At 64.4% G+C, this 4854-nt stretch carries 8 protein-coding genes; 1 reads left to right on the forward strand and 7 read right to left on the reverse strand.

Going from position 1 to position 4854, the window contains the following annotated elements; translation table 11 throughout:
* Positions 1 to 67: 67 nt before the first annotated feature.
* The 5 genes from CGX12_RS18710 to rpe all read right to left on the reverse strand — a co-directional run bounded on the left by CGX12_RS18710 (position 68) and on the right by rpe (position 3286).
* Positions 68 to 496, reverse strand: coding sequence for a DUF6515 family protein (locus tag CGX12_RS18710; protein WP_094041388.1), 429 nt, complete (start codon positions 494 to 496; stop codon positions 68 to 70).
* Between the two features lie 155 nt (positions 497 to 651).
* The gene (locus CGX12_RS18715) at positions 652 to 864 is read right to left on the reverse strand and encodes a hypothetical protein (protein WP_094041389.1); all 213 of its coding nucleotides are present in this window, start codon (positions 862 to 864) and stop codon (positions 652 to 654) included.
* A gap of 59 nt (positions 865 to 923) precedes the next feature.
* Positions 924 to 1931, reverse strand: a complete 1008-nt coding sequence (gene trpS / locus CGX12_RS18720) for a tryptophan--tRNA ligase (RefSeq protein WP_094041390.1) — start codon at positions 1929 to 1931, stop codon at positions 924 to 926.
* A gap of 16 nt (positions 1932 to 1947) precedes the next feature.
* The gene (locus CGX12_RS18725; RefSeq protein ID WP_094041391.1) at positions 1948 to 2619 is read right to left on the reverse strand and encodes a phosphoglycolate phosphatase; all 672 of its coding nucleotides are present in this window, start codon (positions 2617 to 2619) and stop codon (positions 1948 to 1950) included.
* On the reverse strand, positions 2612 to 3286 hold the full coding sequence (gene rpe, locus CGX12_RS18730) for a ribulose-phosphate 3-epimerase (protein WP_094041392.1): 675 nt from the start codon (positions 3284 to 3286) through the stop codon (positions 2612 to 2614). The genes CGX12_RS18725 and rpe overlap by 8 nt, the downstream gene beginning before the upstream one ends.
* Before the next feature lie 104 nt (positions 3287 to 3390).
* On the opposite strand from rpe, the gene CGX12_RS18735 reads away from it, so the two are divergent.
* Positions 3391 to 3567, forward strand: a complete 177-nt coding sequence (locus CGX12_RS18735; RefSeq protein WP_094041393.1) for a DUF2970 domain-containing protein — start codon at positions 3391 to 3393, stop codon at positions 3565 to 3567.
* Between the two features lie 13 nt (positions 3568 to 3580).
* On the opposite strand, the gene CGX12_RS18740 is transcribed toward CGX12_RS18735, so the two are convergent.
* Both CGX12_RS18740 and CGX12_RS18745 read right to left on the reverse strand, forming a co-directional pair.
* Positions 3581 to 4408 (reverse strand): Dam family site-specific DNA-(adenine-N6)-methyltransferase, encoded by an 828-nt coding sequence (locus tag CGX12_RS18740; protein WP_094041394.1) that lies wholly within the window; start codon positions 4406 to 4408, stop codon positions 3581 to 3583.
* 62 nt (positions 4409 to 4470) lie between these two features.
* Positions 4471 to 4743, reverse strand: coding sequence for an SPOR domain-containing protein (locus CGX12_RS18745; protein ID WP_254918352.1), 273 nt, complete (start codon positions 4741 to 4743; stop codon positions 4471 to 4473).
* Between the last annotated feature and the right edge of the window lie 111 nt (positions 4744 to 4854).

Genomic DNA, 4854 nt, shown 5'->3' on the forward strand with positions numbered 1-4854 from the left:
CTACTACCATGGCGGCAACTACTACCGTCCTTACGATAGGGGCTACCGGGTAGTGGCGCCTCGCCCGCTACCAGCGGTGGCCGGGCGGCGGCGCCACTACCCGGTAGCCCCTATCGTAAGGACGGTAGTAGTTGCCGCCATGGTAGTAGTAGGGCCCGTCGCTGTAGCTGAAGCTGATGAAGCCACCGGGCAGGGAGGAGACGATGGTCCCCAGCGGCAGGCTCACCGAAATATGGGTGCCGGGGCCGGGCACGGCATAGTAGGCCGGCGGCCGGTGATAGTAATGGTGCTCCACCACCCTCACCTTTTTCGGCGCGGATCGGTAGTAGTGATGGCGCTGCTTCAGGTGCTTGTGGGGATGGTGATGCCAGTGCCTGGCATCCCGCTCATAGCGACGGTCGTCCCAGCGGGCCTGGGCCTCGGGCACCATCACCCCCAGCGCAAAGACCCCCAGCAGGGGCAGCAGCAGGGCGCCACGTCTGAACAGGGTTTTCATTTTCGCCCCTCCTCTCTCGATGGCCCGCCGTCCGGGCACAGGAAGCTACCCTAATCATGGGTCGGAAAGGATGAAAACGACAGCGGGAAGAAAGGCGTTGCGTCAGCTCGTGACGGGGGCATTATACGGAGTAACCGCTCACACCGGGCCGGTGCTCATTGCTGCAGAAAACGCCCCTGGGCCATTTCCCGCTCGCGCTGGCATTCGGCCAGGTAGATGGCGGCCACCACGGCGGCGTGCTGGTGATGATCGTCCACCGCCTTGGACACCATCAGCTCCAGGGTCTTCTCGTTCTTGGCCATGCGGAACTTGCGCAGCCAGTACAGCTTGTCGGTCAGTTCCCGATCAAGGGGTTGTTGCTCGGTCATAGGTGGGATTGAATCCAGTCAGGCAAAATCGAAAAAGGAGCCGAAAGGCTCCTTATCAGTCAACGACTCTTTGGCACGAAGCCGATTACATCATATACCTTTTCCAGGGTCTGTACAGCCTTGGCCCGGGCCTTGTCCGCCCCCAGGGTCAGCACCTTGCGCAGCTCGACCTCGTCTTCCCGCAGCTCATGGAAACGGCGCTGGATCGGCTCCAGCATGGCCAGCACCGCCTCGGCGGTCTCGGTCTTGAGGTGGCCGTACATCTTGCCTTCGAAATGCCGCTCCAGCTCGGGAATGGAGCTACCGCTGGCGCCGGCCATCAGGGTCAGCAGGTTGGACACGCCGGGCTTTTGCTGCTGGTCGAAGCGCACCACGGGCGGATCCTCGGAGTCGGTGACGGCGCGCTTGAGCTTCTTGGCGATGCTCTTGGGATCTTCCAGCAGGCCGATGAAGTTGTTGGCGTTGTCGTCCGACTTGGACATCTTCTTGGTCGGCTCCTGCAGGCTCATGATGCGCGCGCCCTCTTCGGGAATGAAGGGCTCGGGCACGGTGAACACCTCGCCGTAGAGCTGGTTGAAGCGGTAGGCGATGTCCCGGGTCAGCTCCAGGTGCTGCTTCTGATCGTGGCCCACCGGCACCTGGTTGGCCCGGTACAGCAGGATGTCGGCCGCCATCAGCACCGGATAGGTGAACAGGCCGGCGTTGATGTTTTCGGCGTAGCGGCTGGACTTGTCCTTGAACTGGGTCATGCGCGACAGCTCGCCGAACTGGGTGTAGCAGTTGAGCACCCAGGCCAGCTCGGCGTGCTCCGGCACGTGGGACTGGATGAAGATGGTGCTCTGCTCAGGCGTGAGGCCGATGGCCAGGTAGAGGGCGGCCGCGTCCAGGCAGGCGGAACGCAGGGCCTTGGGATCCTGGCGGACGGTGATGGCGTGCATGTCCACGATGCAGTACAGGCAGTCGTAGTCCTGCTGCATCTTCACCCACTGGCGCAGGGCGCCCATGTAGTTGCCTATGGTCAGCTGGCCCGAGGGCTGGGCGCCGCTGAGTACTATCGGTTTAGCCATGGTTGTCTGTTCTCTGTCAATCGGTTAGCAGTATATCAGCGAGGGCGGCAAAGTCACTCAGCACCCAGTCGGGGCCGCTGTCCGCGATATCCCGACCGTAGTTGTAACCGTAGGTCAGGCCCACCACCGCCATGCCGGCCGCCCTGGCCGCCAGCACGTCATTCTCGGAGTCGCCCACCATCAGGGTGCGGGCCGGATCCATGTCCAGGCTGCGGCAGACGTGCAGCAGCGGCGCCGGGCTCGGCTTCTTCTCGGGCAGGCTGTCGCCGCCCAGCACCAGTTCGAACTGCTCGCTCAGGCCGGCCGCCGCCAGGATGGCGGGCACGAAGCGGTAGGGCTTGTTGGTGACGATGGCCAGCCGCTTGCCCGCCCGGCGCAGGGCCGCCAGGGTATCGAGCACCCCGGGGTAGAACACCAGCCCCTGGTCGGCCACCTGGTCGTAGGCCGCATCGAAGGCGGCGCGTGCCGCCTGGCGCAACTCATCACCGGGTTCGGTGCCGAGGGCCGCCGTCAGCGCCCGGCGCACCAGCATGTCGGCGCCGTTGCCCACCCAGTGGCGCACCGCCTGCTCGCCGGCCTCCCCGAAGCCCAGCTGTACCAGCATGCGGTTCACCGCCTGCGCCAGCTGGGGCACGCTGTCGATCAGGGTGCCGTCCAGATCGAACTGGACCAGGTCGAAGTTACCCATGGGCCTTGGCCAGTTCGCCGCGCATCTGCTCGATCACCGCCTTGTAGTCGGGCTGGCTGAAGATGGCGGAGCCGGCCACGAACATGTCGGCACCGGCCTCGGCGATATCGCGGATATTGTCGACCTTGACGCCGCCGTCGATCTCCAGGCGGATAGGGCGGCCGCTTTCGTCGATGCGACGGCGGGCCTGGCGCAGTTTGTCGAGGGTGGAGGCGATGAAGGACTGGCCGCCGAAACCGGGGTTGACCGACATCAGCAGGATCACGTCCACCTTGTCCATCACATAGTCCAGGTGGCTGAGCGGGGTGGAGGGGTTGAACACCAGGCCGGCCTGGCAGCCGTGATCCCGGATCAGGCCCAGGGTGCGGTCGATGTGTTCGGAGGCTTCCGGGTGGAAGGTGATGATGGAGGCCCCGGCCTTGGCGAACTCGGGCACCAGGCTGTCCACCGGCTTGACCATCAGATGCACGTCGATGGGAGCCTGAATGCCGTAGTCGCGCAGGGCCTTGCAGACCATGGGGCCTATGGTCAGGTTGGGCACATAGTGATTGTCCATCACGTCGAAGTGCACCACGTCGGCTCCCGCCTCCAGTACCCGGGTCACATCCTCGCCCAGGCGGGCGAAATCGGCGGACAGTATGGAGGGGGCAATCAGGTAGTCTTTCATCGGGGTTCCCTTAAGCGCAAAAAACGCACCAATTCTACCCCAGCGCCCGGTGATTCTCTAGCGAGGCGTCTATGCTTGGCAGAAGTTGACGGAAAAGGTGGACTATGAACTGGAAACACTGGCTGCAGGCGGTGGCGGCCGCCTTGTTCGGGGTTCAGTCGGAGAAGAACCGGCAGTTGCAGTTCAGGGGCAGCCCCTGGCCCTATATCGGGCTGGGAGCGATGGCCATACTGCTGTTCGTGCTGCTGCTGATGCTGGTGGTGCGGCTGGTGCTGGCGTAAGGCGCCTTTCCCCTCACGCCTCGCTTGTGCCGGGCACAAACAGCGCCAGCAGTTCGTCCACCTTCTTGCGGTTGTGGCCGTGGCGGCTGATGGTGCGTTTGACCGCCACCACGTCCAGCTCCGCCTCCCGGTACAGCTCCCGGGTGAGGGGGATGTCGTGGTTGCTGATCAATACCGGCACCCCCCGGGCGGCGGTTTCCCGCGCCAGCCGGGCCAGTATGGCCTGATCGTCCAGGGTGAAGCCGTTGGCGGCGTAGGTGGTGAAGCTGGCGGTGGTGGACAGGGGCGCATAGGGCGGGTCGCAGTAGAACACCTGCTCTTCGCAAGCGGCGGCGAACACCTCCACATAGCTCTGGCACACGAAGGTGGCCTTCTGCGCCTTCTCGGCGAAGAACCACAGCTCCCGCTCGGGGAAATAGGGTTTCTTGTAGGCGCCGAAGGGCACGTTGAAACCGCCCTTCTGGTTGTAGCGGCACAGGCCGTTGTAGCCGTGCCGGTTCAGGTAGAGGAACAAAAGGGCCCGCCGGTAGCCGTCCTGCTCCAGGTTGAACTCGTCCCGAAAACCGTAATAAGCGCCACGTTCATTGTTGGCGGCGATGAACAGCCGGGCCGCATCACGGATAAAGGCGTCGGGCCGGGTCTTGAGCAACTGGTAGAGGTTGATCAGATCCGCGTTGATGTCGGCCAGCAGGTAGGCGTCGTAATCGGAATTCAGAAATACCGAGCCGGCGCCGACGAAGGGCTCCACCAGCACCCGGCCTTCCGGCAGGCGGCGGTTGATGTCCTCCACCAGCCCGTACTTGCCGCCGGCCCACTTCAGGAATGCCCGAGTTTTTGTCATAGTCGTCATCGTTGCCGCACCGCTCAGAGGGCGCGCATTGTAACCGCAAGCCGAAGTCATGACTATGGGTTGGCTTCTTTTTGCACCTGCCCGAAGGGCTTGGGCCAGGGTTTGGCCGCCCGCAGCTCGGCCGGCAGGCTGCCGATGGCCCGGCGCGCCTGTTCGGGGGTCTCGAAATCGCCGAACACCAGCACAAACCAGGGCTGCCCATTGATGGTGCGCGGGTAGATCCAGGCCGGGGCCAGGGTATGGCGGGTCGCCAGCCGCTCCAGCACCGCCCGGTCACGTCCCGCCCCCTGTTGTACGGGGGAGCGCGCGGGCCGCGCTTGCGTCACCCCCGCCGGCGGGGGCAGCCCCCCCCGAGAGGTGTTTCTTTTACACATCCTGGCCCGCCGGCGCAACAAGAGGGGGTAGAGTTCTGGGGGGAGCTCAGATCGAGTCCAAAA

The sequence above is a fragment of the Zobellella denitrificans genome, assembly GCF_002237365.1.
Classification (GTDB): Bacteria; Pseudomonadota; Gammaproteobacteria; order Enterobacterales; family Aeromonadaceae; genus Oceanimonas; species Oceanimonas denitrificans.

Excerpts from the sequence above, each read along its gene's own strand:
- CGX12_RS18710 (WP_094041388.1), bottom strand. The coding sequence starts at position 496 with ATGAAAACCCTGTTCAGACGTGGCGCCCTGCTGCTGCCCCTGCTGGGG.
- CGX12_RS18715 (WP_094041389.1), bottom strand. The coding sequence starts at position 864 with ATGACCGAGCAACAACCCCTTGATCGGGAACTGACCGACAAGCTGTAC.
- trpS (WP_094041390.1), bottom strand. The coding sequence starts at position 1,931 with ATGGCTAAACCGATAGTACTCAGCGGCGCCCAGCCCTCGGGCCAGCTG.
- CGX12_RS18725 (WP_094041391.1), bottom strand. The coding sequence starts at position 2,619 with ATGGGTAACTTCGACCTGGTCCAGTTCGATCTGGACGGCACCCTGATC.
- rpe (WP_094041392.1), bottom strand. The coding sequence starts at position 3,286 with ATGAAAGACTACCTGATTGCCCCCTCCATACTGTCCGCCGATTTCGCC.
- CGX12_RS18735 (WP_094041393.1), top strand. The coding sequence starts at position 3,391 with ATGAACTGGAAACACTGGCTGCAGGCGGTGGCGGCCGCCTTGTTCGGG.
- CGX12_RS18740 (WP_094041394.1), bottom strand. The coding sequence starts at position 4,408 with ATGACAAAAACTCGGGCATTCCTGAAGTGGGCCGGCGGCAAGTACGGG.